27 protein-coding genes and 1 tRNA gene are annotated in these 26,037 nt (G+C 65.9%); 13 read left to right on the top strand and 15 right to left on the bottom strand.

The features are described from left to right. The 6 genes from VHK65_18100 to VHK65_18125 all read right to left on the bottom strand — a co-directional run. Window positions 1–181, bottom strand: a 181-nt coding sequence (locus VHK65_18100; GenBank protein HVS08063.1) for a hypothetical protein, incomplete at its 3' end; no start/stop codon positions are given. Between the two features lie 150 nt (window positions 182–331). Beyond that, window positions 332–1,024 (bottom strand): 1-acyl-sn-glycerol-3-phosphate acyltransferase, encoded by a 693-nt coding sequence (locus tag VHK65_18105; protein HVS08064.1) that lies wholly within the window; start codon window positions 1,022–1,024, stop codon window positions 332–334. A 41-nt stretch (window positions 1,025–1,065) separates the two neighbouring features. Continuing rightward, complete coding sequence (locus tag VHK65_18110; GenBank protein HVS08065.1) at window positions 1,066–1,560, bottom strand: hypothetical protein; 495 nt, start codon at window positions 1,558–1,560, stop codon at window positions 1,066–1,068. Window positions 1,561–1,858: 298 nt separating this feature from the next. Then, a complete protein-coding gene (locus VHK65_18115) occupies window positions 1,859–3,418 on the bottom strand; it encodes a hypothetical protein (protein ID HVS08066.1) in 1,560 nt (519 codons plus the stop codon). 43 nt (window positions 3,419–3,461) lie between these two features. Beyond that, window positions 3,462–3,788 carry a hypothetical protein gene (locus VHK65_18120; GenBank protein ID HVS08067.1) on the bottom strand — a complete coding sequence of 109 codons (327 nt, stop codon included), beginning with the start codon at window positions 3,786–3,788 and terminating at the stop codon, window positions 3,462–3,464. 49 nt (window positions 3,789–3,837) lie between these two features. Then, window positions 3,838–5,928 carry an ATP-binding protein gene (locus tag VHK65_18125; protein HVS08068.1) on the bottom strand — a complete coding sequence of 697 codons (2,091 nt, stop codon included), beginning with the start codon at window positions 5,926–5,928 and terminating at the stop codon, window positions 3,838–3,840. 250 nt (window positions 5,929–6,178) lie between these two features. On the opposite strand from VHK65_18125, the gene VHK65_18130 reads away from it, so the two are divergent. The 3 genes from VHK65_18130 to VHK65_18140 all read left to right on the top strand — a co-directional run bounded on the left by VHK65_18130 (window position 6,179) and on the right by VHK65_18140 (window position 7,687). Next, entirely contained in the window at window positions 6,179–6,847 is a 669-nt protein-coding gene (locus VHK65_18130) for an AzlC family ABC transporter permease (GenBank protein HVS08069.1), read from the top strand. Further along, a complete protein-coding gene (locus tag VHK65_18135; GenBank protein ID HVS08070.1) occupies window positions 6,832–7,146 on the top strand; it encodes an AzlD domain-containing protein in 315 nt (104 codons plus the stop codon). The genes VHK65_18130 and VHK65_18135 overlap by 16 nt, the downstream gene beginning before the upstream one ends. A 79-nt stretch (window positions 7,147–7,225) precedes the next feature. Beyond that, complete coding sequence (locus tag VHK65_18140) at window positions 7,226–7,687, top strand: hypothetical protein (GenBank protein HVS08071.1); 462 nt, start codon at window positions 7,226–7,228, stop codon at window positions 7,685–7,687. A 59-nt stretch (window positions 7,688–7,746) separates the two neighbouring features. On the opposite strand, the gene VHK65_18145 is transcribed toward VHK65_18140, so the two are convergent. Next, on the bottom strand, window positions 7,747–8,082 hold the full coding sequence (locus VHK65_18145; protein ID HVS08072.1) for a plasmid stabilization protein: 336 nt from the start codon (window positions 8,080–8,082) through the stop codon (window positions 7,747–7,749). Between the two features lie 238 nt (window positions 8,083–8,320). Here VHK65_18145 and VHK65_18150 point away from each other — a divergent pair, with 238 nt between their 5' ends. The 7 genes from VHK65_18150 to VHK65_18180 are packed head-to-tail and all read left to right on the top strand — an operon-like array spanning window position 8,321 to window position 16,077. After that, the gene (locus tag VHK65_18150; GenBank protein ID HVS08073.1) at window positions 8,321–9,289 is read left to right on the top strand and encodes a serine hydrolase; all 969 of its coding nucleotides are present in this window, start codon (window positions 8,321–8,323) and stop codon (window positions 9,287–9,289) included. A gap of 12 nt (window positions 9,290–9,301) precedes the next feature. Beyond that, a complete protein-coding gene (locus VHK65_18155) occupies window positions 9,302–9,832 on the top strand; it encodes a YetF domain-containing protein (GenBank protein HVS08074.1) in 531 nt (176 codons plus the stop codon). Between the two features lie 6 nt (window positions 9,833–9,838). Next, window positions 9,839–13,051 (top strand): adenylate/guanylate cyclase domain-containing protein, encoded by a 3,213-nt coding sequence (locus tag VHK65_18160; protein HVS08075.1) that lies wholly within the window; start codon window positions 9,839–9,841, stop codon window positions 13,049–13,051. A gap of 4 nt (window positions 13,052–13,055) precedes the next feature. Continuing rightward, window positions 13,056–14,231 carry an aminotransferase class I/II-fold pyridoxal phosphate-dependent enzyme gene (locus VHK65_18165; protein HVS08076.1) on the top strand — a complete coding sequence of 392 codons (1,176 nt, stop codon included), beginning with the start codon at window positions 13,056–13,058 and terminating at the stop codon, window positions 14,229–14,231. Continuing rightward, a complete protein-coding gene (locus VHK65_18170; GenBank protein HVS08077.1) occupies window positions 14,228–14,656 on the top strand; it encodes a nitroreductase/quinone reductase family protein in 429 nt (142 codons plus the stop codon). Before VHK65_18165 ends, VHK65_18170 begins: the two co-directional genes overlap by 4 nt. A gap of 45 nt (window positions 14,657–14,701) precedes the next feature. Continuing rightward, window positions 14,702–15,643: a cysteine synthase family protein gene (locus VHK65_18175; GenBank protein HVS08078.1), complete on the top strand. Its 942-nt coding sequence runs from the start codon at window positions 14,702–14,704 to the stop codon at window positions 15,641–15,643. Beyond that, complete coding sequence (locus VHK65_18180) at window positions 15,640–16,077, top strand: M67 family metallopeptidase (protein ID HVS08079.1); 438 nt, start codon at window positions 15,640–15,642, stop codon at window positions 16,075–16,077. The genes VHK65_18175 and VHK65_18180 overlap by 4 nt, the downstream gene beginning before the upstream one ends. Here the strand turns inward: VHK65_18180 and VHK65_18185 are convergent. The 5 genes from VHK65_18185 to VHK65_18205 are packed head-to-tail and all read right to left on the bottom strand — an operon-like array spanning window position 16,074 to window position 22,842. Beyond that, window positions 16,074–16,631, bottom strand: coding sequence for a hypothetical protein (locus VHK65_18185; GenBank protein ID HVS08080.1), 558 nt, complete (start codon window positions 16,629–16,631; stop codon window positions 16,074–16,076). The genes VHK65_18180 and VHK65_18185 overlap by 4 nt on opposite strands. A gap of 34 nt (window positions 16,632–16,665) precedes the next feature. Continuing rightward, window positions 16,666–17,571, bottom strand: coding sequence for a DMT family transporter (locus tag VHK65_18190; GenBank protein HVS08081.1), 906 nt, complete (start codon window positions 17,569–17,571; stop codon window positions 16,666–16,668). A gap of 32 nt (window positions 17,572–17,603) precedes the next feature. Beyond that, on the bottom strand, window positions 17,604–19,454 hold the full coding sequence (locus VHK65_18195) for a glucosyl-3-phosphoglycerate synthase (GenBank protein ID HVS08082.1): 1,851 nt from the start codon (window positions 19,452–19,454) through the stop codon (window positions 17,604–17,606). Beyond that, window positions 19,451–20,701 (bottom strand): glycosyltransferase family 4 protein, encoded by a 1,251-nt coding sequence (locus tag VHK65_18200; protein HVS08083.1) that lies wholly within the window; start codon window positions 20,699–20,701, stop codon window positions 19,451–19,453. The genes VHK65_18195 and VHK65_18200 overlap by 4 nt, the downstream gene beginning before the upstream one ends. A gap of 8 nt (window positions 20,702–20,709) precedes the next feature. Beyond that, a complete protein-coding gene (locus VHK65_18205) occupies window positions 20,710–22,842 on the bottom strand; it encodes a glycogen debranching N-terminal domain-containing protein (GenBank protein HVS08084.1) in 2,133 nt (710 codons plus the stop codon). A gap of 79 nt (window positions 22,843–22,921) precedes the next feature. Here VHK65_18205 and der point away from each other — a divergent pair, with 79 nt between their 5' ends. From der to VHK65_18220, 3 genes are all read left to right on the top strand, one after another. After that, complete coding sequence (gene der / locus VHK65_18210; protein ID HVS08085.1) at window positions 22,922–24,265, top strand: ribosome biogenesis GTPase Der; 1,344 nt, start codon at window positions 22,922–22,924, stop codon at window positions 24,263–24,265. Between the two features lie 14 nt (window positions 24,266–24,279). Further along, a tRNA-Pro gene (locus VHK65_18215) sits at window positions 24,280–24,353 on the top strand. A 132-nt stretch (window positions 24,354–24,485) separates the two neighbouring features. Further along, window positions 24,486–24,635 (top strand): hypothetical protein, encoded by a 150-nt coding sequence (locus tag VHK65_18220; GenBank protein HVS08086.1) that lies wholly within the window; start codon window positions 24,486–24,488, stop codon window positions 24,633–24,635. 298 nt (window positions 24,636–24,933) lie between these two features. Here the strand turns inward: VHK65_18220 and VHK65_18225 are convergent, their stop codons facing one another. The 3 genes from VHK65_18225 to VHK65_18235 form a co-directional block, all read right to left on the bottom strand. Then, window positions 24,934–25,329, bottom strand: a complete 396-nt coding sequence (locus tag VHK65_18225; GenBank protein HVS08087.1) for a nuclear transport factor 2 family protein — start codon at window positions 25,327–25,329, stop codon at window positions 24,934–24,936. Window positions 25,330–25,339: 10 nt separating this feature from the next. Next, complete coding sequence (locus tag VHK65_18230) at window positions 25,340–25,504, bottom strand: hypothetical protein (GenBank protein ID HVS08088.1); 165 nt, start codon at window positions 25,502–25,504, stop codon at window positions 25,340–25,342. Window positions 25,505–25,638: 134 nt separating this feature from the next. Continuing rightward, window positions 25,639–26,037, bottom strand: coding sequence for a hypothetical protein (locus VHK65_18235; GenBank protein ID HVS08089.1), 399 nt, complete (start codon window positions 26,035–26,037; stop codon window positions 25,639–25,641).

A 26,037-nucleotide genomic window follows, 5' to 3' on the forward strand; every position in this document is an offset into this window, starting at 1 on the left:
CGCCGCTGACCGGAACGTTGGTCGCGCCGTCCGGCGGGCTCACGGAACGGATATGGGCGGCGGCCAGCGTCGACGCCAGGCTTTGCTGCTGGGCGCGCAGGATCATGACGAATCCGCCGATCGCCAGCGCGAAGACCAGTACCATGCCGGCTCCGGACAGCTGTTTGGCCCAGTTCTTCATCCATCCCGATCAACGGGGGAGGGCTAAAAGGGTGTTGAAAAGCGCGGACGGCGCCTTCCTCCCGTCCCGGCGTCGAAGATGCTGCTTCATCGGGTAACCCTCGGCGCCGCGGGCACCGCGGGATATGGCCGGCTTCGTTCGCATACCAGCTCAGAAAAGGTGCGTCAGGCGGTGCCTGAGGAGCTTGGTGCCGCCGGGGTCCTGGTAGGGCGGCAGCAACTCGCGCATGCGGGCTTCCGCCAGGGCGACCATCGACTCGACGGTCTGTCCGGCGCTCTCGATCGGGGATCCGATGATCATCCGGATGGTCTTGCGTAACCAGAGATCCTGCGTGCCGGAAAGCGCCACCGGCACGACGGGCACGTGGTTCTCGACCGCGAAGTGCGCGAAGCCCTTCTTGAATGGCATGATCTGGCCCTCGGTCGGCCCGTAGTGGCCCTCGGGGTAGATGGCGACCACGCCACCCCGCTCCAGGCAGCGGTTGGCGTGCTCGAAGAGCACCAGATCCGGCCGGGCCTGGCGATTGACCGGGATGTAGCCGCCGACGCTTTTGACCAGTGCCCACTGGACCTTGCGCGTCACGAGCATGGTGGTGTCGCCGAGGAAATGGATTCGGGGCTCGGCGGGGAAGGTCGCGAGGATGGCAAACGAATCCAGCCAGTTGAGGTGGTTCGCGATCAGTACGTAGGGCCGGTCGGTCGGAATCCGTTCGCGGTACTCGACCTTGATGCGAAACAGCACGTGCAGCAGCGGCACGGCCCAGAGTCGGATCGCACGATATGCGAGGGTGGCCTTCCGCTGCACCGGAAGAAGGTTGGCTGGCGGCTGGGCGGGTGGCTCCATTTCCTTAGTAACGCGGCTTACGCCCGCTACGGCACGCACCCTCAGGGGGCCGCAGGGCCCCTCTTCTTCTTCGCCTCGAGGGCTTCCTTCTTCTTCACGACCTCGTCGTACTGGTCCTTGTAGCGCTTTTGATCGTCCTCGCCCAACGCTTGGTAATTCTTTATCGCTGCGTTGATCAGGCTGAGCCGCGTGCCGCGATTCATATGGCCGGTACCCGCCACCTCTGCGGCCGTCCCCTCCCAGGCAAAGGCGAGGAACTCTCGCTCGGCGGACTTGCCATGGCCTCCCATTCCTTTCCGATGCTGCTCGACGTGCATGAGTTCGTGTCCTACCTGCAACACCCTCCGGGCGAAGCCCTCTTTGGTCGTGTGCTTCAGGAAATCGTCGCTGACCGCAATCGAGCCTTGTTCCGAGCCCTTCGGGGCCCTGGCTGCGGGGGTGGTGGTCAGCAGACCATCCTCATTCAATGGATAGGTCACGTCCTTGATCAGATCCTGACGGTCTGCGTAATAAGTCTTGAGGATGCTCCACACCACGTTCTTGGCTCGCTCGTCCTTGGAGGGCGTGTCGGCCTGGGCAGCGTCGACGATTGCTTTCGCTCTTGCATCGAGCGCCCCCGCGGCAGGGGCCGCGGCCGGAGCGACCCCCGCGTCTGGGTGCCGTTGTAGCGCAAGCGCCCCACTGGCGACCAGCTCGCCAACCGCCCTGTTTCCCGCCGCTCGTTGAAGTTCCAGCAGCCGACCGGCCGCGTTCGGCGACAGGACTAACGCTGGCCGAACCGCTCCGCGGCCAGCGGGACTGCGGATGGTTCGTTCATTGTCAACGCGCTTTCGGTCAGCTCCCGTCTTGCGCCTCGAGGATGCCGCGCACCATGCCTTCGCTAAGGTCACGAGCCTGCTTCATGGTTGCCGGCGACCCGGCTTCGGCTTTCGGCCATTGTGTATTGAGACGCCCAAGCTCCTCATCGAAGAGCCGCGACACCAGCTCGGGTGAATGCGTAACCGCACGACCGTCGACATCCGTGACCGTGACCTCGTGCCGGATGCGCTGGGCGATCATGTAACGATAGATGCGGTCGGTCGCCAGGTCTTCCATGTAGCCGTCGAGCAGGCTGGCGCCCTTCCCGTTCAGCACGCCGTTGCGGTAGCGAATGACAGTCCGCACGGCGGCACGGGTTCCTTCGAGCGTCCGTTTGCCAACGCCTTGCGGGCTGGGTCGCAGGTCCTTATGAATGTTGGCGTCCTTGCGTCGCGCCGCGATCTGGTTCGGGTAGGGGAACTGGTTGACCGCGATCTCGTTTTGATCGGGATGCCCCGTCCAGGCGCCGTCCATCAAGCTGTTCGCCTCGTTTTTCTTGTCCTGTTCCAGCACCTTCAGCGCGCGCGTGTTGAGCTCCGCGTCCTCACGGCTGGGATAGAGGGCGGTCATCCCTCCGATCGCCAGCATGCCTCGCTTGTGGCAGACCTCGGGCATCACCTCGCGCACGGCCTGGAAGAACGCGACATCGTGGGGGATGGTGTTGCGGTCGGGGAGGACCCAGGTGGGGTCGTGCAGCGTGAAGTCGATCAGGCTAGCCATGTAGTCCCATCGCCCCAGGTTCAGTCCCATCATGTGCTCGCGCAGGTTGTAGGCGAATTCCTCCATCTGGTAGGCGAGCGGGTGCGACTCGACCAGGGCCATGCATTTGATGTAGTCGGACGGCCAGCCGCGCGCGGTCGATATGGCCTGAAAGAGATCCCGCCACCAGAGCGCCTCGTCGGCCGACTCCGACTTGGCGATGTAGATCGAGAACGGATGCTTCAAGCGGCCAGGGTCGACCTGGTAGGCGACCATCGCCACGTCGAAGAGCGCCGCGGCCATGTGCTCGCCCTTGATTACACCGGCCTGCTCGAGATGCAGCCCTCGCGGCCGCGTCAGGATGACGGTCTTGCTCTCGTTGATCGCGACCTCGCGCTCGCGTTTGCGATCGTGATACGTGAGTTCCCCCCGCAGGGCGGCGATGATGTTGCGCACGCCCTGGTTGATGTTCGGCCAAGCATTGGCGACGGAGTCTTCGAGATCGAGCATCACACCGGGCGCGCCGGAATTCAGCATCTTGACGACGAGCTCGGCGTCGTCCGCCGGGCCCGTCATCTGGTTGCGCTGATCCTGGCACCAACCCGGCAGCGAGACCTTCCAGCTGCCGGTCGTCGCCTCCGACGCCGGGAGATAGTTGGGCAACTGGCCCTGGTGCGCGGCGTCGAGGATCCTGCGTCGCCTGGCCGCAAGCTCCCGCTGGCGGGGCGTGAACGCCCGATGCAGGGGGAGCACGAAGTCGTAGAAACCGCGGGGCAGGTCGCGGGTCGCGTCCAGTTCCGGGGGGGCCTGGTTGACCGGTGGATCTGCCGAGATCACCGTCTTCATGTGCTAGTTCAGACTCTAGCAGCGGGGAGGGAGCCTAGCTGGCTTTGCGGGTGCTGGTGCCGCGGCGCTCGTGCTCTCGGCGTTCGCCACGCAAGGTGACCTGGACGGCCGAGCTCCGATAGATGTACCCACGGGTGATCGCCTGCTTGACCTGGCGCCAATAGGCTTCCCGCAGCCAGCGCCGTTCGACCACCAGTTCGACGCCCGTGAGGGTGAGGTGATCGGCGGTCAGGGTCGCGACGGCATCCGGCCGCTGGGCCTCGCGGACGGCCTGGAGGTCGAGACCTGGCATCAGCCAGTCGGCCGGGATATCGAGTGCGGCATCCGAGGTGTCGCCGTGCAGCTCCGGCTGGTTCGCCACATTAGAAGGAACCTCAAACACCCGGCAGTCTTGCGGTCCTGAGGGGGTTTTAGGCCGGTTCGGCGCCTTCCACGGCGACCGGAAGCTCGATCTCAAAGGACGAGCCCTCGCCGGGCTGGCTGGCGACCTCCACCCGGCCGCCATGGCCCTCGATGACCTGCCGCACCAGGTAAAGGCCGATCCCGGTTCCCACGACATTGTTGAGCTCCGGGTCGTTGACCCGGTAGAACTTCTCGAACAGCCGGGAGCGCGCGGCGGCGGGGATACCGATGCCGTGATCCTTCACCACCAGCCGGACGTGCCCGTCCTGCCGGTCGCCAGTGACCTCGATCTCCGGCGGTCCCGCACTGAACTTCACGGCATTCTGCAGCAGGTTGTCGACGGCCGTGGCGAGCCGCTCGGGATCCCCGACCACCGTCAGTGGCGACGGCGCCAGGTCGAGGTGGACGCGACCTTGCTTGAGCGCCACCTGGGGACGGACGCGATCCACGGCGTCCGTGACCACGGTCCGCAGGTCGAGCTCCGTCATTTGCTGGGCCGCCGCCCCGTCCTCCAGCCGGGCCAGCAGCAGCATCCGCTCGACCTGGCCGCGCATCTCGCTCGATTTATCCATCAGCGTCCGGATCGCGTGCTGCGCCGCCGGCGGCATCTCGCCCAGCGATCCCTCCTCGAGCATCGAGGCATAGCCGCGGATCACGGTCAGCGGGGTGCGGAGCTCGTGCGACGCGATTTGCATGAACTCACGCCGGGCGCGTTCCAGTTCGACGAGAGCATCGGCGCGTCCGCGTTCGCGCTCTAGGGCCTGCCGGGTATCGAGCGCGATGGCGGCCTGCGAGGCAACGAGCTGCAGCCGGCGGAGCTGGTCAGGCCGCAGCCACCGTGGCCGCCGCCAGTACAAACCGACGAAGCCGACGAATCGCTGCCCGGCGCGCATCGGCAGGAAGATGCTGGCCTTGACCCCGGGCGCCAGGGTGCCCCGTCGAGCCCAGTCGGGAAGCTTCGTGTCGCTCTCGGGATCGGTCACGTAGGCGGTCACCCGCGGGTCCGCCAGCCAGGCCACCTGCTCCGCGGTCAGCGGCCCGCCGGCCGATGCCGCCTTGTCGGGCCACTGCCGGCCGCCGGTCGCCGCGACGTGGTAACGCCTGTCGGCTTGCAGCACCCGAAGCGTCGCGTAGTCCGCCTGGCTCAGGTCGACGAACCCCTGCAGGATACGACTGTCGACCTCGCAGTCGGGCGGCCCAGCGTCGCTCGGCTGGAACCCCTCGATCATTGCCAGGGCTTTGATCGTCTGCTCCGCTTCGGCGTACTGTTCGGCATGGGCGAGCGCGAGAGCGGTCTGCGCCGCGATCGATTCCATCAGGCGAAGGTCGTCATCGCTGAGGGATCGCGCCCCTTGCCGGGCCAGCGAGAGTACGCCAAACAGCCGGTTGCCGGTCACCATCGGAACGCTGATGATGCTCTCCGGGATGCGCGTGGTCCCGGCCGGATAGACCATCCGCGAATCCACGCTGGCATCCGGGACGAGGAACGACCGCCGGGATTGGGCGGCGATCCCCGTAATCCCCTCGCCGAGCGAAAGCTTCACGGTATGCCAGTCGGGCCGCTCGTAGGACTCGGCCCGAGCCACCGATTTGACCAGCACGAGGCGTTCGGACGACTCGTCCCAGCGGTAGAGGCGGAAGTGCTGGTAATCGATGACGCGGAGCGTGGCCTCGGCCACCGTGTTGAGGACCTCCTCGGCGTCGAGGCTCTGGATGATCCGCGGTGAGACGTCCTGCAGGAGGTCCTTGCGTCGCCGCAGCAGCGACTCCCGGCGGCGGCTGACGTGGACGAACTGGATGACCGCGGCGGCGGCCAGGATGCCCGTCACCAGGCGGACGACGTCGCTCAGGCTGCGGACGCCAAATTCTCCCGACGGCGGGAGGAAGAAGTAGTCAGCGACGACGGCGACGGTCGCGGTCGCCGCAATCGCCGGGCCGCGACCCAGGCGCCACGCGATGGCACCCACCAGCAGAACAAGAATCAGGAGAAAGGTCTCGATTCGCGGGAGGCCCAGCACCCAGGCCAGGCCCGCGAGCCCGAGCGACACAACGCCAACAGCACCGATGGCCGCGGCGTAAGGCAGCGTTCGCTGGATCATGTCTCCCCATCGTACGGACATGACGAAATCACAATACGCGGCCCGCCAAGCACCAGCTTGACCGACCAGGGTGCGCCCCGCAGGCTGGTTCCCTTCGTGTCACAAAACCCATCTAGGGAGGTATCAGCATGAGGATAGCATGCGTTCCCAGCGTTGACTACGAAGACTCGGAGTTCAAGGAGCCCGAGGACGCGTTCCGCTTGGGTTAACGGAGATGCTGGTGCCGGTGCGACGGCATCTTTCTTATTTAATGGCGAGAATGCGAGCCGGCCGGTCGACGAGAGAAATCCTCCAAGCCGCCGTTCCCATCGCCCTCGCCGTGTTCGTCTTTGGCGCCTCATTCGGTGTGCTCGCGGTGGCGGCGCACCTGCCCGCATGGTCCGTGGTGCTGATGTCGGCGTTGGTCTTTGCCGGGTCGGCCCAGTTCGCGGCCCTCGGTGTGATTGTCGCCGGTGGCGGTGTCCTGGCGGCGATCTTCGCCGGCGCTCTCCTCAACCTCCGTTTCATCGCCACCGGCATCGCGGTGGCGCGCTCGCTGCCTGGCGGTCGACTCGTACGGTCGTTGCTGGCGCAGCTGTCGATCGATGAGAGCTATGCGATGTCGGTTCGCGCCGGCGCGCCCGGCCGGCCCGACGGCCGGACGTTGCTGGTGACGGGCGCTTGCCTCTACGCCGTCTGGGTCGTCGGAACGCTGATAGGCGTGCTCTTCGGCCCGGTTCTGGGTGACCCCAAGCGGTTCGGGCTCGATGCGGCGTTCCCAGCCGCCTTCGTCGCGTTGCTCTGGCCGTTGCTCTCGGGGCGGCACGCCGTGCGCTGCGCGATCGCTGGGGCCGTCGTCGCTCTGGTCCTTGCGCCCTTCACTCCGCCGGGGGTACCCCTGGCGGGCGCCGCCGTGGTTGGGTTATGGCTGGCCCGCTAGCGCTGGCGCTGGTGCTGGGGCTCGCCAGCCTTTCGTTCCTCATGCGGGCAACGGGACCGTTTCTGCCGAACTTGCCATCCGCGGTGACGGAGCGGACGGCTGGGCTGGCGCCCGCACTGCTCGCGGCGCTCGTCGCGATCCAGCTCACCGGCCCAAACGGACTGGTGCACCTGGATGTCAAGGTGCCGGCGGTCTTGCTGGCCGCCGTGCTGGCCGCGCTGCGAGCCCCCTTTATCGTCTGCGTCATCGCCGGCGCTCTGGTCGCCGCGCTGCTACGGGCGCTCTTCCACCTCAACTGAATCCTTGTCAACGCGGCCGCTTCTGGCCAAGATGACAGGTAGGGAAATGAAGAAGGGCTAAAGCCCTGGAGGTACTGTAATGAAACCCTGGGTGCGGTATGCGCTGACCTTTGGCGCCGTGTCGGCGGTGATCACGCTGCTCTTCAACTGGCTCGGCAACGTGACCGGTGGCGGCGACGCCTGTCACCGCAGTTCGCCACTGGGCTTGCTCGCGTTTCTTGTCTTCCTGGCCCTCATGGGCGCAGCCGGTTTCATGACGACCCGATCCGGCGCGACGATCGGCATGGCCACCATGTCCGGGCTGATTGGCGGGCTGATTTCCGCCATTGGCACGGTCATCGCGCTCGTCATCATCTTCTCCTCGTTCAATGCCGCTGGGTGCGTGGTGAACAACAACACCGGGGTCAGCTCGCAGACGATCGTGACAGCGGGCGGGATCGTGGCGGGGATCTTCCTCAGTGTCATCGGGCTTGGCGTGGGAGCCGGGGCGGGCGCGATCGGCGGGTTGATCGGCCGGCGCCCGGCAGCAACCACGGTCTAACCCTCGGCGTGGTAGTCCCTCCCCCGCAAGCGGGAGGGTAGGGTGGGGGCTAGCGCGCCCTAATGCTTCTTGGCCTCGACGGCGCGCTGAAGCTGTGCCTTGGACATCCGGGAGCGACCCTTGATGCCTCGCTCCCGGGCCTCGTTTCGCAGCTGCGCGTAGGTCCGACCTTTCGAGCCGGTGTGCGACCGGAGCCCACCGCGGCGCTCGGATGAGATGTCGTCGAGCGACGTGCGGCTGGCTTGCGTGGCTTCTCCGGCCCGAGCGCGGTCCTTGTTCACGGTCCGGGCGGCGATCTCTTCCGCCTTGTCGTCCCTCGTGCCCCGATCCTTGAGGCTGTCCTTGATGTGCTCGTACTGGCGCTCACGCTTGGGGCTCCATGCGTTCTGCGGCATGCCGTCCACCTCCTGGTAAGTCCTTCTTCTTATCTATCAAGGACTGAGTGGCACACGCAACTTCCTTGACACACCGATCGATCTCGCCCATCATGAGGCCGACTTCTTGAGGCGAACGTCCTACCCTACGTCTGGCTACAGCCTCGGGACGCGCGGGCGACGACCGTCGCGGCGTCTCGTTGTTCCTCCGCGCCGGCGGACACCCGTAATTAGGCTGGCGATCGTTGCTGTCGTCCTTTTGCTCGGCAGCCGCGCGCTCGGGCTGCTGCAGGGGCACCGCGACATCCATCCCGTCGCGGCCACGACCCGCACCGCCTCTCCGCGTCCGGCGGTTGCCGCGCGGCCGGCACCGAGCGCCCGCCCGACGCCGACGGCCACGCCATCGCGGCCGGCCGTGCCCACCCAGCTGCCGCAAGTCAAGGTGCCGGTGTTGAGCGCCAGCTGGCTGCGCACCCACCCCATCGCCGACATCCCGTCGATCAAGGGCCGGGCGGCCGTTGTCGTCGATCTCGCCACCGGACAGATCCTCTACCAGCAGGACCAGACCACCCGCTACGCCGACGCCTCATTGACGAAGATGATGACCGCCATGGTCGCGGCCGACCTGGTGCCGCTCGACACCGTGATCACGGTCCCGGAGGCTGCGACCCAGGTCGAGCCCAACCATATGGGCATTAGCACCGGGGAGAAGCTGACGCTGCGCGAGCTGATCGACGGCATGATGCTCGACTCCGGGAACGACGCCGCGGAAGCGATCGCGATGGGCATCGTCGACCGTCCGACATTCATCAGTTTCATGAACCAGAAAGCCACGGCGCTGCACCTGCGCACCACCCATTTCGCGAACCCGAGCGGCCTCGACGATGCCGACCATTACAGCTCGGCCTACGATCTCGCCGTCATGGGCGCGACCTTGCTGACCGACTATCCGGACCTCCGTGCCATCGTCGGGTCGAAACAGATCTCGATCTACTCGACGCCGCAGCACAAGGCGTTCAATCCGATCAACATCGATCGGCTGCTGTCGACCTATCCGGGCGCGATCGGGATCAAGCCGGGCTATACCGAGGCGGCCGGCTACTGCCTGGCCGCCGCGGCCACTCGGAACGGCCGGACGATCCTCGTGGTCGTGCTCGGGAGCACGCAGCATTTCACCGACGCCGCGACGCTCCTCGATTTCGGCTTCCGGCATTCAACAACCCACTAAGATTCGCCTGAGATGGGCGACCTCGGGGAGATCTTCAAGCTCGGCATCCCGTGGACCAACCTGATCATCCGTGCGCTCCTCATCTACATCGCGTTCTTCATCGGTCTGCGCCTTTTCGGCAAACGCGAGCTCGGTCAGTTCACGACCTTCGACCTGGTGCTCGTTTTGCTGGTGGCGAACGCGCTGCAGCCGGCGATCACCGGCCCCGACCAGTCGGTCACCGGCGGCGTGATCATCATCGCCGTCCTGCTGATCTTCAACCGCATGGTGGCGCTCGTGCGAAGCCGCTGGCCCTGGTTCGACGCGCTGATCGAGCCACCGCCGACCGTCGTGGTGGAGGATGGCCAGATCAGCAAGGTCGCGCTGGAGAAGGAAGGCCTCAGCCAGACCGACGTCGAGATGGCGATCCGCGAGCACGGGGTGGACAAGCTGAGCGACGTCAAGATGGCGGTCCTCGAAAACGACGGCAGTATCAGCGTCGTGTCGAAAGGCGGCGGCGACCGGTTTCGCCGTCGCCGACGCGTCCGCTTCCTCAAGCGGTAGGCGTTCGTGGCTGAAGAGCGTCGCGTCGTGACGATCCTCTTCGCCGACGTCGCGGGATCGACCGCATTGGGCGATGCGCTCGACCCGGAGGATGTCCGGATCCTGCTTCGCCGCTACTACGACCTCGCCCGCGAGACCGTAACCGAGCACGGCGGCATCCTCGAGAAGTTCATCGGCGATGCCGTGGTCGCCGTCTTTGGCTTCCCGCACACCCACGACGACGATCCGCAGCGTGCCCTCGCCGCGGCGCTGGCGCTCCGCGACCGCGTGCGCGCTGATCCGGCCCTCGGCGACCGTCTCCCGATACGTTTGGGGATCAATACCGGCGAGGTGGTTGCTGCCCGCGAGAGCGCGACTGGAGACTTTCCGCTCAGTGGTGACGCCGTCAACGTTGCCGCGCGGCTGCAGCAGGCCGCAGAGCCCTGGGGCATCCTCTGCGGCGAACGCACCGTGGGAAGCATCAGGACGGGCTTTGCCTTTGGACCAGTCATGCCGGTCGATATCCGGGGCAAATCGCAACCGATCCGAGCCCTTTCGCTGCTGGGCCGCGCCGCGCCACCGCCGGTCGCGAAGAGGACGCCACTGATCGGCCGCGATGCCGACCTCCAGCAGCTCGAGCTGGTGGCTCGCCGCGCCCTCGACGAGGAGCGCCCCTATCTGGTCAGCATCATCGCCCCGGCCGGTGTCGGAAAGACTCGGCTGCTCGAGGAGTTCCTCGAGCGGCTTCCCGCCATCGAGTCCCGGACGACCGTGGCGATTGCCCAGTGTCTGCCGTACGGTCAGCGACTGACCTACTGGCCGCTACGGGGCGTGCTGTACCGCTTGATCGGCGTCCCGGACGATGCCAAACCGCAGACCGTGCGACAGGCGATTCGCGACTGGCTCGACGGGTCGGGGTTAGAGGCGCTGGATCGCGAGGTCGAGCTGCTGGCGGCAACCGTCGGCGCCGGCGAGACCGAGGTGAGCGACCGCTCGGCGCTGCTGGTAGCCTGGCGCACCTTCTTCGAGATCGCCGCACGCCGCGCGCCGCTGGTGCTGGTTTTCGAGGATCTCCACTGGTCGAGCGACAGCCTGCTCGACCTCTTCGAGTTCGTGATGCAGCCGCGCGGCGATCTGCCACTGCTGATGATCGCGCTGACCCGTCCCGAGCTTCTCGATCGCCGGCCCGCGTGGGGCGGAGGGCGACGGAACTACACCTCGATCTCGCTCGAGCCGCTCAACGATCGGGATATCGCGCGGCTCGTTGATCAGCTGCTCGAGGGATGCTCGGCGGAGATGGTTGATCGCGTCGTTCGGCGCGCCGAAGGCAATCCCTTCTTCGCCGGGGAATTGGTTCGGTCCATTGCCGGGCGGCCAGGCGCGGACCAGCTGCCCGATACGGTCCAGGCCACGGTGCTGACCCGGCTCGACCAGCTCGCATCTGAAGAGCGACGGATCATCCAGCTCGGGTCCGTGTTTGGACGCGCCTTCCGGCCGCCGGGTTTACTCGCCCTCGAACCAACGCTCGAGGGATTCAACCAGACCATCGACCAGCTGGTCGAGAAGGATCTGGTTCGCCCGACTGGCACGGATATCTTTGCTTTCCGCCACATCTTGATCCGCGAGGTGGCGTATCAGACGCTGACCCGCGCTGAGCGCGGACGGCTCCATGCTGCCGCGGCGGCCTGGCTGGAGGAGCTGGCCGGTGACCGCGAAGATTCGCTCGCGGAGCTGATCGGCTACCACTATCGCGAGGCAGCCGTGATCGCCACTGCCCAGCGCCCCGATGAGGCGGAAACCCAACGGACCCGGGAGAAAGCTGTCGACTGGCTGAGCCGCGCTGCCGATGTCGCGGCCGCCGCCGCGGCCACGATCGAAGGCGCACGCCACCTGCGGAGCGCCATCGAACTTGCCGATCCAAGCCAGCTGCCGGATCTCTATCAGCGCCTGGGCGAAATCCATGAGACGAGTGACGTCGCCGTCCCGGCGTATCTCACCGCGCTGCGCCTGATGCGCGAGCAGGGCCGGCCGCCGGAACAGGAGCTGCAGGTGATGACTGGTCTCCTGAGCATGTACACCCGAACGCAGGGTTCCGTTACCGACCGCCTCTCGTTTGATGCCATGCGTGAATTTCGGCAGGAGGCCAGGACGCTGGCGGCGCGGGTGACAGACGAGCGCATCCTGGCTCGATACATGGCGGCCGATGCCTTCTATCCGTTTTGGCTGACCGGGAGCACGACCCTACCCACGGCGGCGGACCTCGCGGCATCCAGGGTAAATGCCGAAAAGGCGGTGACGATCGCCCGCAGCGTTGATGACCCGAATCTCGAAAGCATGGCCCTCGACGCGCTGTCGAGCACCTCCCAGATGGCTGGCGACTGGCAGCAAAGCCGCGAATATGCCCGCCAGCGGCTGACCTTCCAGGACCGATTGAGCATGGCGGAGAAGACTGATGCGCACAGCATGGTTACCTGGAGCAGCGCGCTGCTCGGCGACCTCGACGAAGCGGAACGCGTTTCGGCCCAGGGCCTGGCGCAGATCCAGCCCGGTCAGGTTCCAGCGTGGACCCTCCAACTGGTTGTTTGGCGCGCCTACGTACTGACACTGCTCGGCCGGTGGGACGAAGCCCTCCAGATTGGTGAGCGCGCCCGCCAGCTGTGGCTCGAGGCGCGAAAGCCGCCGGCAGGCTATGCCATTCGTGGCTTCATGGCCGTGATCGACGTGGCTCGCGCGCGTCAGGATGATCGGCTGGCCGAGTCGTACCGCGAGATTCTCGAGACGATCCTCACGGTATTTCCTGCCGACAGTCTGGTCCGCCAGTGGCTCGCGTACGCGGGTGCGGACCTAGGTGCCATCGCGGACGTGGTGCGCGAGCTGGTACTGAACGACAGCGGCATCGAGCGTGCCGAGCGAGGCCTCAACCTGCTGCTCGACGCCGGGCAACCTCCAGGGTCCGAGCGGCTGACGGAGCTCCTCGCTTTTGCGGAAGGGGGACACGTTCGCCCACTGGAGGCGCAGGTGCGGCGCGGACTCGGGATGGTCGAACGCGACCGCGACATGCTGACGCGCTCGCTGGACCTCTGGGAGGCGATGGGTGCCGTGCCCTATGCGGCACGCGTCCGCTGTGAGCGTGCGCTCCTCACAGGCGATCACGCTGAGCTCGAGAAGGGCCTTGCGGTTCTGGAACGTTTGGGCGATCGGCTCCAGCTGGGTCGCTACGAGCGGCGTCAGGTAGGCTGACCCGATGCCGCATCCCGACACGATTGCCGTCCACGCCGGCGAGCCGGCGATCGACCGCAAAGACGCGCCCATCACGCCCGATATCTCGGTCGGCTCGGCGAGCGGCTACCCGGACCTGAAGACCCTCGATACGGCGATGGCCGAGCACCGCGGCTATGGCCGGTGGGGGACCGACAATCATCGACAACTCGAAGCGGCAGTGGCCAGCCTCGAGAGCAACGGCCTGACGACCAGGCTCGATGCGGTGGCGGTCGGCTCGGGAATGGCTGCGATCGCAGTGGCGCTGATGAGTGAAATGAATGCGGCCGATCACCTGGTGGCCGCGCACGACTGCTACGGCACGACGCTGACGTTCCTGCGCGATGACCTGCCGCGCTTCGGCATCACCACTACGATCGTCGACTTTCAGGATCTCGACGCCGTGAGGCGCGTGGTGACCGATCGGACGCGCGTGCTGCTCTGCGAGATCTGCACCAACCCGCTGATCCGGGTGCCGGACCTCGAGGCGCTCGCCCGGATCGCTCACGACGCGGGCGCGTTGCTCGTGGTCGATAACACCGTCCCCACGTCGGCGCTCAGCCAGCCCTTCCGCTGGGGGGCCGACGTTGTGATCTACAGCGCGACCAAGAACCTGAGTGGGCACGCCGACGTGATCGGCGGCGTGATTGTCGGGAAGCCGACCTGGATCGAAGCCGCGCGGGCGTTCGCTCACACCTTCGGACCGACGCTCGGGCCCTTCGACGCCTGGCTGACGCTGCGCGGCATCCGCACGCTGGCGGTCCGGATGGAGCGGCACACAACCAACGCGCTCCGCCTGGCGCAGTACCTGGAGCGGCATCGAACGATCAGTCGGGTCAACTATCCCGCGCTGGAGAGCAGCCCCTTCAACGCCAGGGCTAAGCGCCTCCTGCCGGCCGGGGCGGGTGCCCTGCTGTCCTTCGAGCTGGCCGGCGGCAAGACCGCGCTCGAGTCGATGATCCGCCGGTTGCGGCTGGTGCGGCTGATGCCCAGCCTCGGGAACGTCGCCACGACAATCAGCCACCCGGCGTCGACCTCGCATCGGGGGCTCGATGCCGCGGAGCGCACGCGGGCCGGCATCAGCGAGGCTTTGGTAAGGTGCTCAGTCGGAATCGAGCACCCGGACGATTTGCTCGCTGATTTCGAGGAGGCACTTTCTTGAACGGAAAGGCTCCCTACCGCAGGTCGGGCTTCTTCAACAACAAGGTCATGAACCCGCTGCTGACCGCGCTGCGGTTGGCGCCGAGCCTGACCATCCGCGGCCGCGCCACTGGGCGAAAGTACACGATGCCGGTGCTGCCGCTGGAATACGAGGGCCGGCGCTACCTGGTGGCTCCCGGCGGCAACACGAACTGGGCGCGCAACCTTCGTGCCGTTGGCGAGGGCGACCTGCGGTTTCACGGCCGGAGGATCCACTTCAAAGCCACGGAAATCCCATCGTCGCAACGGGGTCCGCTGGTTGCCGCCTACGTGCAGCAGCATGGGAAGAAATACGGCGGCTTCGTGGCCAAGGAGTTCGAACTGATGCCGGATCCCGCCGACCACCCGGTCTTCCTCCTGATCGAAAGCCGGCCGGCAAACTCCTGATCGAAACGGCGACCTGGGCGAACTCGCCCGATAAAATCACTCTCGATGCCCCATCGTGCCCTCTCCGTCTTCGAGAACCTGCCGGATCAATCGATCCTGCAGCGGATCGGCAACACCCCCCTGATCAGGATCCGGCTGCTCGAGAAAGAGTTTCCGCACATCACCTTCTACGCCAAGGCCGAGTGGTTCAACCCCGGCGGCTCGGTGAAGGACCGGCCGGCGTTGCGCATGGTGGAGGAGGCCGAACGGACCGGCGAGCTGACGGTCGAGAAGGTGCTCCTCGACTCGACTTCGGGGAATACCGGCATCGCCTACGCCTTGATCGGGGCGGCGAAGGGCTACCAGGTCAAGCTCGTGATGCCCGCCAACGTCAACGAGGAGCGACGCGAGATCGTCAAGGCCTTCGGCGCGGAAGCGATCTTCACGCCGGCGCTCGAGGGATCGGACGGCGCTATCCGTGAGGCGCATCGGATCAAGGAATCGGCGCCGGGCGTCTACTTCATGCCGGACCAGTACAACAACCCCTTCAACTGGCGCGCCCATTTCGATACCACCGGCCCGGAGATCCTGGATCAAACACACGGCGAGGTCACCCACTTCATCGCCGGCATCGGAACGAGCGGCACGTTGATGGGGGTGGGTCGATTCCTCAAACGCCATAACCGCGCCATCAAGGTCATCGCCGCCGAGCCGTCGGACGGGTTGCACGGTCTCGAGGGTCTCAAGCACATGCCGAGCTCGATCGTTCCCGGCATCTATGACCCGAGTGTCCAGGACGAGAAGATCAGCGTGCCGACGGAAGCCGCCTATGAGCTGGCGCACGACCTGGCCCGCTCCGAAGGCTTATTGGTCGGGAACTCGTCGGGCGCGGCGCTCTACGCGGCACGCGAGGTCGCCCGCCGCACCTCGGAAGGCGTCTTTGTGATGGTTTTCCCGGATGGCGGCGACCGCTACTTGAGCTCGGGACTCTACCGCTCGAAGTTTTGACGCTGCGAATCCCGCAGTCCGTGATGGACCAGATGCGGGGGCATCTCGAATCGGGCTATCCCAATGAAGCCTGCGGGGCGCTGATCGGCAGGGTCGACGGCGCCGACCACGAGGTCGTCGAATTCCGCGGCATGCGCAATATCATCACCGACCGGCCCTGGGACCGGTATGCCCTCGACCCCCTGGAACAGTTGCGCGTCCAGAAGGATTCGGAGGCACGTGGCCTGGAGATCATCGGCTTTGCCCATAGCCACCCCGACCATCCGCCCGTCCCGTCCCGATTCGACGCCGAGCACGCCTGGTCCTTCTACAGCTACCTGGTGGCCTCCGTGCAGAACGGCGTGCTCCGCGACGCTCGCTCCTGGCGTCTGGACGACGCCAAGGCATTCCAGGAAGAGCCGCTGCAGGTCGACCAGGTCGCGGGCTCGGGCTAGCCGCAGGGCGGCGGTGCGGCGGCGTAGATGGAGGTCGCCTGCGCATCCTGTCCGGTACAACTGGTGTCGCTCGCATACCAGCCGGTGGCGGTCTGCAGCACCGTGACATCCAGCTTGGCGGTCGATCCACCGAAGTCGAGAACGACGTGCGCGATCGCGCCGGGGTTGCCTTCGGGCAGCGGGGTCGAGGTGATCGTTCGCGACTGGTAGGTGTTCTGGCAGCGGCAGAGCGGTTCGGCCGCCTTGAGCGGGTTCGAATCGAGTCGCTGGGCGAGCCCATCGGTGACCGGGCAGGCCTCGTACTTGCCGTTCGTGCTGCAGCCGCCCCCGGTCGGCGGATAGAGGATCCCGGCGACCACCGCGGCCCCGTCGGGGTCGAGGTTGGAGACCACGATTTGTCCGTTGACAACGGTCGGCGAGGGGATGGGCGTCGGTGTGGGGGAGGGCGTCACGGTCGCCGCTGGTGTCGGGCTCGCCGGCCCGCCGGTCATCGGATTGGAACAGGCGCCGAGCGTCACCACCAGGGCAATCAAGGCGAGGGCACGAGGGCGCATGTCAACGCGAGATTCTACGCTCGCCAGATGAGATTCAGGCCACCCCGCGGTCTGCGGTCACGGCCGCTGGCCGGCGAGGCCGGCTGGTCAGGAAGACCCCCAGCAGGATCACGACCATGCCGGCAACGATCGGGATGGTGATCGCCTCGCGGAGCAGGCTGGCACCCCAGAAGACCGCGGTGATCGGAAGCAGAAAGGTCACGGTCGTCGCGCGGGTGGCACCGAGCGTGTTCATCATGAAGTAATAGAGAAGGAAACCGATCCCCGAGGCGCCCACACCGAGGAAGAGCAGGGCGGCGATCGACGCCACCTGCAGGTGGGTCGCGCCAATCGTGGGCAACGCCACGGCGAGGGCCAAGGGAGCGGTGAGCGCCAGCTGCCAGAAGCCGACCTGCAGGGGGCTCACGCCTCGTAGCCGTCGTCGCTGCACGAGGGCCGCCACGGCGTAGCTGCACGCCGCCCCGGCGACCGCCAGTGTCCCTATCGTGGTGGCGCGCAAGGGCTGGCCGATGAGATCGGGAGCGATCAGGATCCCGGTGCCGAGGAATCCGATCGCCACGCCCAGATAATTGAGCCCGCTCGGCCGCTCGGCGGGTGTGACCCAGTAGGCGAACACCGCCGTCCACAACGGCGTGGTCGCGTTCAGGATGCTGGCCAGCGCGCTGCTGATCGACTGCTCACCGAAGGCGATGGCGCCCCAGGGGACGAGGCTGCCGACGATGGCCATCGTAAGGAACGGCAGCAGGCGCGACCGGGTCCCGGGTGGGAAGGGCGTTTGCCGGCGCACCGCAAAGATCACGCCGAGGGTGAGCGCGCCGAAAAATGCCCGAGCCAGCACCAGCGTCGCCGGGCTCATGTCGCGCACGGCAAGCTTGATGAAGAGGAACGCGGCGCCCCAGATCAGGGCCAGCGTGATGAGCGCGAGGTAGCCGCGTCGCATCGATCGATTATGCGTAGTCGCTACGTAACCGGCTACTCCGAGATGGGTTGGGCCCGATGCCGCGCCAGGAAGTACTCGGGCACGGTGTTCATCGGGGGGCGCTCCTGGTCCTCGATCTCTTTCTGTTCGATCCAGTAGCGCTCGTCCTCGTAGTGGATCAGCTTCATCGTCTTGTTGACTTCCTCGAGCAGGTGAATGCGGTGCCTGTCACCGAGGTGCTTGAGACCGACCTGCATGATCGCGAAGGCCATCTTCGAGAGGTCGAACAAGGTCTGATTTCGGTGCACCCGCATGCCGAGGTCGACCTGCGCGATGGAGCGGAGTCCGTACGCCTCCGACATGGCGAGCAGCAATCCGAGCTCCACCCCATAGCCGGTGAAGAACGGCACGCTTTCCAGCACACGGCGGCGCCCGGCGTACTCACCCGAGAGCGGCTGCACCAGGCCCGAGAGCTCCGGAAAGAACAGGTTCAGCAGCGGCCGCGCGGCCAGCTCGGTGACGCGTCCGCCGCCCTGGGCCTGGAATTCGGTGCCGAATTTCAACGGACGGCGGTAGAAGCCCTTGACGTAATGGATCCCGGGGTCGCTCAGCAGTGGCCCGAGGAGGCCGTAGACGAATTTCGGATGGATGTTGCTGATGTCCGTGTCGACCCAGCAGATGAGGTCGCCCTTGAGCGTGAAGAGGCTCTTCCAGAGGGCTTCGCCTTTTCCCTGGAAGGCGCCGTACCGGGGGAGAATCTCGCTGTGCTGCACGACCGTCACGCCGGCCCGCTCGGCAATCGCGGCCGTGCGATCGGTCGACCCAGAGTCGATGACCACGATCTCGTCGACCAGCGGGACCCGGTCCATCAGCGCCGTCTTGAAGGTGCGGATCACCTTGCCGATGGTGGCTTGTTCGTTGAGCGTTGGCAGCCCGAGGCTGATGGTCGCGCCCTGCCGCTGCTTCAGGTCGACGAGCCGCCGCAGGTCACCGAACTCCCGGCTGTGGAAGGTGTTCTCGGCGAACCAGCGATCGACGCGCTCCGCCGCCGCGGCGCGGCTCTCGACACGGAAGGGACGATCCGGATCCTTGAGCTCGGTCACCGGCGCCGCCGTCTTGACCACCATCACGCTGCCCGGCAGCCGCCGCAGCAAGCGGCCGACCGGCGCGCCAAGCACCATCGGTCGGTGCATCAGACTCATCGTCGCGCCCAGCACCACGAGCTGATGCTGCGCCGCCTCGCGCACGATCGCTTCCCGAACCGCGGTGGAGAAGAGGGTAATCCGCCGCACCGGCACGTCCACCGCGCTCGACAGCTTGAGGAACGCCTTTTCCTCGCGCTGGCGTGACTCGTCCGAGATCCGCGGGTTGTAGACGTGGAGAACACACAGCTCGGCGCCGGTTTGCTTACACACGGTGGCCGCCAGTCGCAAGGCGAGCTCGGCACTTGGGCCACCTCGAACTGGCACGAGCACGCTTTTGATCGGCGCGGTCTCCGGCCGCACCAGGGCAACATCGCACGGTGGGTCGACGAGCAAGTCCTCGACCGCGTTCACCCAGAGGCCGTCGCGCTCCTGGCTGCTGCCCGCCTCGAGCACCAGCAGGTTGGTGTCGGTTTCCAGCACAGCCTCGCGGATCCCTTGCGCCGCAACATGGGCGATCCGGACCTGGCCACGAAGCTCTCCCGGCCCCCGCTCCGCGTAGCGCGTGATGCGGGAGAGCAGCGCGCGGTACGCCCGCGCCACCTCCACGCCTTCGCTCAGCGCGCGTTCCGGCGCCATTTCGATGACTCCCAGCAGGGTGCCGCGCGAGTCCTCGGCATTGAGGAAGGGCGAGACCGCCTTGAGCAGCGGGCCCGACCGCGCCGGATTCGTGGTCGGGATCAGGACGCGGTAGTGGCTCACGTACTGGACAGCAGCGGTTCGATGCGCTCGGCTACGATACGGTCCCAGGCGAGCGCGTTGATGACGCGGTGGCGTAGCCGGGCGACGGGCGATTCGAGCGCCTGCAGCACGGCGGCCGCAAACGCCGCTGGTCCGTCTGCGAGGGGCACGAATGTCACGCCCTCGGGCGCGACCTCGCGAAAGGCGGGCAGGTCGGTGCAGACCACGGGGACACGAAAGATCGCCGCTTCCGCCAGGGGAAGTCCGAATCCCTCGCTCGAGCTCGGGAGTGTGACCACGTCAGACAGCATATAAAGGTCAGAGAGTGTTGCCGCGTCGATGGCGTAGCCGTCCGTCGCGCTTGATTTCTGCTCGAAGAGGAAGCGCACCGATTCCTCCATCCCCATCACTTCCGTGAGTTGTTTCAGTTCCTGTACATACTCGAGCGCGAGCGGGTTGTGCGGGCCTGGAGGTCCCGTGATCAGCAGTTGGACGCTCCGTCCCGATGCCCGAACGGCAGCGGCGGCCTCGATCGCCCACTCGAGGTTCTTCCGTCGGGTGATCCGCACCGGGGCGAGCAACACGACATCGCTACCGCCGAGGCCGAAGCGCTCGGCGAGCTCTTTCGCGACTGGGCCCAACTTGAACAGCGCCGCCGGGTCGATGCCGTTCGGGATGACCTGGTTCGCGTCGACGTCGACGCCGGTCAACTCCCGCCACTCGTCGAGTCGCTGGCCGGAGACGAAAATCGAAGTGATCTTCGGATGCGGCCGGCGCAGCAGATTCCAGGGCTCGCGGTCCTGCATCAAGGGGCGGTAGAGGGGGTTGACCCAGCTCAGGTCGTGGACCCAGGAGATGATGCGCGTATGTTCCCGTTCCGCGATCTTCCAGAGGGCCGCGGTCAGCGGCAGGTTGAAGTGCAGGCTGAGGGCATTGTGAACGATTAGCGAATCGAGTTCCGTCATCGCGGGTTCCAGCCGGCGCTCGATGGTCGCTTGCAGCGGAGCAAAGCCCGGCGGAACGTGTCCGCGATCGAGCCCGTCGCGAATGGCGCTCACTTCCGGGTACTTGGAATCGAGTTCGGGAATGATGACCAGCTTGATGCCGCCTGCGGCAGAAGGAAACGGACCACCGCGCCCGCTGAGGACCGTAATGGCGTGGCCACGCGCGGCGAGCCGGGTCGCCTGCTCATAGAGGATCGTTTCCACCCCGCCGATGATGGGTGGGCACGTGTAGTGCAGGAGACCAACGCGCGCCCCGATGGCCAAGTTGCTAATTACGTGATGAGCGGCGGTTCATCGAGGATGACGGCCAGGTCGTCGGGCTTCTCCATGACGTCAACGTGCGGCCGGCCGCCGTTGTAATCCACCTTGAAGGAGAGCTTGCCATTCCCGACCCGCATCCCGCGGATCTCGATGCTGCGCGCCTGCCCGAACGGGATGGGGTTCAGGTAGATGCGGCCGGCGGTCGTGTCGGGGACGATGCCAAGCGCGGTTTGCATCAAGTGGAAGGCTGCCCCCGCGCCCCAGGCCTGCGGATTGCAGGACACCAGGTATTCGGCGGGACCGTTGTTGTAGTGCATGTCGCGGCGGAATCCGCAGAACAACTCGGGCAAGCGGTGGTCCGGCATGCGGATGCCGGCTTCCATGATGCCCTCGATCACCTGGCCCGCCGCGTCGGCGTGCCGGTAGCGGCGCAAGCCAGCGGCTGCGATCGAGTTGTCGTGTGGCCAGATGGTGCCGTTGTGATAACTCATCGGGTTGTAGTGTGGCGAGTCGGCGGAGAGCGTGCGGATGCCCCAGCCGGAGAACATGTCCGGCGCCATCAACCGATCTTTGAGGATTTCGGCGCGCTCCGGATCGATGATGCCGGCCCAGAGGCCGTGCGCCGGGTTCGAGGTGATCGACGGAATCGGTACCTTCTGTCGATCGAGCCCCTGGGCGTAGAACTGCTCGCGGTCGAGCCAGAATGCGAGCTCGAATCTGCGCCTCAGCTCGGCGGCCTCGCGCGCCAGCCGCTCCGCCATCACCGGTTGGCCGAGCCGTTCGAGGATCCGGCTCAGCCCGACCTTCGCCTGGTAGACGTAGCCCTGCACTTCGACCAGGGCCACGGGCAACTCCGCCGGGCGTCCGTCCGGGTAGAGCAGCGAGTCGTGCGAATCTTTCCAACCCTGGTTGCGCACGCCGCCGCTGGCGCGCTCGGCGTACTCGACGAAGCCGTCGTGGTCGTGATCACCGTAGAGGTCGACCCATTTGAGGGCGCCCAGGATTGCGGGCAGGAGCTCAACGAAAAGATCCTGGTCGTTGAGCCAGTCCATCATTTCGACCGCGGTGACCAGGAAGAGCGGCGTGCTGTCGACGGATCCGTAGTAGGGCGTGTGCGGGATCAGTTTGAGGTTCGCCAGCTCGCCGTAGCGCGCCTCGTGGAGGATCTTGCCGGGCTCCTCCTCGCGTGACGGGTCGACCTTGCGACCCTGATGCTGTGCCAGGTAGCGCAAAGTTCCCCGGGCGACTTCCGGATTGAGCATCAGGGTCTGGATGGACGCGATCAGGGCATCGCGCCCGAATGGTGCCGAGAACCACGGGATGCCCGCCATCGGAAAGATGCCGCTCTCGAACTCTTCGAGCAGGATCCGCAGGTCCATCTGGCTGCGGCGGAGCAGGCCCCGGTCCAGGAAGGCATTGTCGGTACGGATCCTGGTCGTGTTGTCATGCCAGCGGCGGTAGGATCCCTGCAGCGCCTGCAGCGCATCATCGTAACGGTAGCCCAGCATCGGCTCGCTCTCCCCAATCACCGGGATGACGTCGACCACGACGGTGACGGTATCTTTCGGCTCCAGGTGGAAGTGCCAGCTGAGCGTGCCGTCCTCGTGAAGCGTGCGGGGCGTGGGGTCGACGACCACATCGGTGTGCCGTAGGACGCCATCCTGGCCGTCGTAGGTGAAAGTAATGCCCCGCTCACCAATGTCGGGAGTTCGCAGCGTGCCGCGAGTCTGCACCTTGTAGCCGCGGACGTCGAACATGTCGCGGAAGTCGGCCTCGATCCGGAGTGAGCATTCGATCTCGACCGGCTCGGTACCGCAGTTCTGGACACCGATCCGTTCGTGCAGCCCCCCGTAGATGAAGCGACTGCGACGAATGCTCAGGCTCTGCTGAGGAATCCGGCGTTTGCCTTCGTCGAGGAGGAGCACGGGGTTGACCATCTGGAAGGTGGCCACATAGCTCTCGTCGACGGAAGCCGAGAGGAGGATCGGCTGTAACCGGTTGAGCCGGAACTCATAGGCTGAGAGGAAGCGGGTATCAGAAAAGTAGAGACCGAGCCCTTTCGTGTTTCCGGCCGGGATGTCGCCCATCTCATCGGACACCATCATGATCCGGTTCTCTTTCAGAACCACCCGGCCGTCCGACACGGTGCCTATTATAGGTTCGGGTTTTCACAAAGCCCCCTGCCGAGATACACCAAATGTTGATAATCCCCACCCACACCTGATGGCGCTGCCTTTAGTGGCGATCGTCGGGCGCCCGAACGTGGGGAAATCCGCCCTGTTCAATCGGATTCTCGGCGAGCGCCGAGCCATCGTCGATCCGATGGCCGGACTCACGCGGGACCGGCTGTACGCGGAGAGCGAGTGGCAGGGCCGCAAGTTCGTCATTGTCGATACCGCCGGACTGGTTCTCGGCAAGGACCGTGACGAGGTCCCGGCGCAGCGCGAGTTGCGGCGCCGCATGGAGGAACAGAGCCGGCTCGCCATCGAGGAAGCGGACCTGGTGTTGTTCGTGCTCGATGTGAGGGAAGGCCTGACCGCCATCGATCGCGACATTGCGGAGCTGTTGCGCAAATCGCGAACCCCGGTGCTGGTGGTCGCCAACAAGGCCGACGGCCGGGGCCGGGAGGTGCTGGCGAGCGAGTTCTATGAGCTCGGGGTAGGCGACCCCTGGGTCATCTCAGCGTTGCACGGCACGGGCAGCGGCGACCTGCTCGATGCGGTAGTGGAGCGGTTGCCACCGCCAACGCCCGAGCTGGTCGATGACAAGCTGGCCGGCCGAGTGGCCATCCTGGGGCGACCGAACGTGGGGAAGTCATCGCTGGTGAATGCGCTGATCGGCGACGAACGAAGCCTGGTGACGCCCGTCCCGGGGACCACGCGCGACCCGGTCGACACGACGGTGACGTTTCAGGGCAAGCGTGTCTTGCTGGTCGACACCGCCGGCATCAGGCGGCCTGGCCTGACAAAGGGCGTCGAGCAATACTCGCTGCTGCGCGGGCTGCGCGCGATGGAACGCGCCGATATCGGGATCGTGGTGATCGACGCGAGGGAGGGATTGACGGCGCAGGATGCCCACATCGCCGGTTACGTTGTCGAGGCGGGCCGCGGACTCGTCCTGGTGCTGAACAAGTGGGACCTCCTCGCTCCCGAAGAGAAAGAGGAGAAGGTCTGGCGCAAGAAGATCAAGGACGCCTTAAGCTTTGCGCCCTGGGCGCCGATCTCATATGTGTCGGCGAAGACGGGCCAGCGGGTGGCGCAGCCGCTCGAGGTCGCCCTCAAGGTGGTCGAGGAACGCAAACGCCGGGTTGCCACGCCCGAGCTCAATCGCTGGTTGCGCACCAATCTAGGCAAGCGCGAACCCCCTACGCACAAGGGGAAGCGGCTCAAGGTGCTCTATGTCACGCAGGCCGAGGCCACCACGCCCACCTTTGTTTTTTTCGTAAACGACCCGGAGCTCGTCCACTTCTCCTACCGGCGTTACCTCGAGACGCAGCTCCGCTTGGCCTTCGGATTCCAGGGGACGCCGATTCGACTGGTCTTCAGGAAGCGCGGAGAAGAGACGTAGAATAAGCGCCGCGTCGGGGAGTGGCGCAGCCTGGTAGCGCACCTGAATGGGGTTCAGGGGGCCGCAGGTTCAAATCCTGTCTCCCCGACTCTCTTTTGAATACGGTTTCGGCTTCACCATCAACAAGACGGCTGGCGATCTCAGCCGCAAAGCGGGGACGCGACTTGGGTCAACTTACAGAAGCCTTGACGGCCCTTCCGGTGCTGCGTAGCTTGGGAGCGTGAATCGGCAGATCGTCATCAGCGCCGTAGTGCTCATTCTGGCGACCATCCTGCTCTACCCTCGCGTCGGCAATGCGTTATGGGTTTGGCTGGCAATCGCCACCGTGATTTGGGTGATTGGGTTTGCCATTGTGCGGGTGCGGCGTTGACGCGTTCCCGACCAGACGGGGCCAAAGCCAAGCTGGAGGCGTTGCTCGCGAGCACCGTTAGTTGCTACCGATCTGTACGTGAGGCACGCTTGTGGGGCCTTTCCAAGAAGGGGTAGCCAAAGTTTCAGATCCTGTCTCGCCGACTTTGTTTTGACGGCCTAAGCTTCGAATCATGTACGGCCCAGTGGGTGCTCCGATGTGGTTGTTCGGGCTCGGGGCGATCGTTATCTTGGGCGTTGTCGTCCTAATTGTCATCCTGACCAACCGCTCCTGAGCGCGGATCAACGTCGCGCCGGTCTTACGCCGGCGGTTGCCCGCGCCGGCCCATGAACCACTCGCGGATCGATCGGCACCGGCCGCGGTCGTCGAACTGGATCAGAAAGATGTTGTCGTACTCACGGACGAGCTCAGCTTTGGAAGCATCCTTGAAGTAGCGGCTCCGTCCATGCGCCACCGCGAGATCGCCCTCGATGGCGATCGGCTCGTAGCGTCCCTCGTAGGTGCCCGGCGCGTCCTTGGGCTCGAGCCAGGAGGCGACGATCGCGAGCCGGCCGCGCACGGGTTCCTCGAAGGGGTGGTAAGCATAGGTCGCGTCTTCAGTGAAGAGATCACCGATCGAGTCTGGATCGTAAGTTTCCCACGCCCGGACGTAGGCTGCCAGCCAGGCGGTGACCGTGTCTTTGGTCAGCGGCACGCCGTCGAGTCTAAGCCTGCGGAGCGAAGAGGCTCTTCAGGTCCCCGTCGTGAGCGACGAGCAACTCGTGCACATCAATGACGTCGTCGGCATTGATGTTCGGCCGGCGCCCGATCGCCCGAGTGTGCAGCTCCAGTTGGAGTTCGAACATCGCTCGGCCGTCCTGGGCGTTCATTGCCTGTGCTTTCCTTGTTATTGTTAGTGATACTGTCGTTGTCACTACAATACGAAGCCACAATGTCGCTTGTCAAGTTTGAGACCACTATCCGTCTGGAAGGTGAACGGGGGAGGACGCTCGGTGGTTTCGGTCTAGGCCGGGTTCGTACGGCGGCGCCGAATAGTCCGGAAGGCCAGGCCGGCTCCGGTGATGAAGAGCAAGCCACCCAGCAAGATCGGCCCCACGGCCAAGGGCAGGAAGAGCGGATTGTCGAGATCGTTCTCGGCGAAGCCGAGGAAGGTCATGATCAGGATCGAGATCATCCCGAGGGCGGCCCCACCGAGGAAGGCGCCCAATTCAGCCGAGGAGGCCTCCGGGAGGCGGGTGCTGTAGCTCGGGGCCATCAGCCCCGCCCGGACGCCAAAGGCGATCAGCGCCAGCAGCACGAGCCCGGCCGCAACGGTGAAGATCACCGCCACCACGATGACCGAGGTGATCTGGGCCGGGGTCAGCCCGCCGAACAGGTTCATCCAGTCGAGCGACAGCCGCAT

The organism is Candidatus Dormiibacterota bacterium (genome assembly GCA_035544955.1).
Taxonomy (GTDB): Bacteria; Chloroflexota; Dormibacteria; order CF-121; family CF-121; genus CF-13.

Excerpts from the sequence above, each read along its gene's own strand:
- VHK65_18105 (HVS08064.1), bottom strand. The coding sequence starts at position 1,024 with ATGGAGCCACCCGCCCAGCCGCCAGCCAACCTTCTTCCGGTGCAGCGG.
- VHK65_18125 (HVS08068.1), bottom strand. The coding sequence starts at position 5,928 with ATGATCCAGCGAACGCTGCCTTACGCCGCGGCCATCGGTGCTGTTGGC.
- VHK65_18130 (HVS08069.1), top strand. The coding sequence starts at position 6,179 with ATGGCGAGAATGCGAGCCGGCCGGTCGACGAGAGAAATCCTCCAAGCC.
- VHK65_18135 (HVS08070.1), top strand. The coding sequence starts at position 6,832 with ATGGCTGGCCCGCTAGCGCTGGCGCTGGTGCTGGGGCTCGCCAGCCTT.
- VHK65_18140 (HVS08071.1), top strand. The coding sequence starts at position 7,226 with ATGAAACCCTGGGTGCGGTATGCGCTGACCTTTGGCGCCGTGTCGGCG.
- VHK65_18145 (HVS08072.1), bottom strand. The coding sequence starts at position 8,082 with ATGCCGCAGAACGCATGGAGCCCCAAGCGTGAGCGCCAGTACGAGCAC.
- VHK65_18155 (HVS08074.1), top strand. The coding sequence starts at position 9,302 with ATGGGCGACCTCGGGGAGATCTTCAAGCTCGGCATCCCGTGGACCAAC.
- VHK65_18165 (HVS08076.1), top strand. The coding sequence starts at position 13,056 with ATGCCGCATCCCGACACGATTGCCGTCCACGCCGGCGAGCCGGCGATC.
- VHK65_18175 (HVS08078.1), top strand. The coding sequence starts at position 14,702 with ATGCCCCATCGTGCCCTCTCCGTCTTCGAGAACCTGCCGGATCAATCG.
- VHK65_18185 (HVS08080.1), bottom strand. The coding sequence starts at position 16,631 with ATGCGCCCTCGTGCCCTCGCCTTGATTGCCCTGGTGGTGACGCTCGGC.
- VHK65_18190 (HVS08081.1), bottom strand. The coding sequence starts at position 17,571 with ATGCGACGCGGCTACCTCGCGCTCATCACGCTGGCCCTGATCTGGGGC.
- der (HVS08085.1), top strand. The coding sequence starts at position 22,922 with ATGGCGCTGCCTTTAGTGGCGATCGTCGGGCGCCCGAACGTGGGGAAA.
- VHK65_18230 (HVS08088.1), bottom strand. The coding sequence starts at position 25,504 with ATGAACGCCCAGGACGGCCGAGCGATGTTCGAACTCCAACTGGAGCTG.
- VHK65_18235 (HVS08089.1), bottom strand. The coding sequence starts at position 26,037 with ATGCGGCTGTCGCTCGACTGGATGAACCTGTTCGGCGGGCTGACCCCG.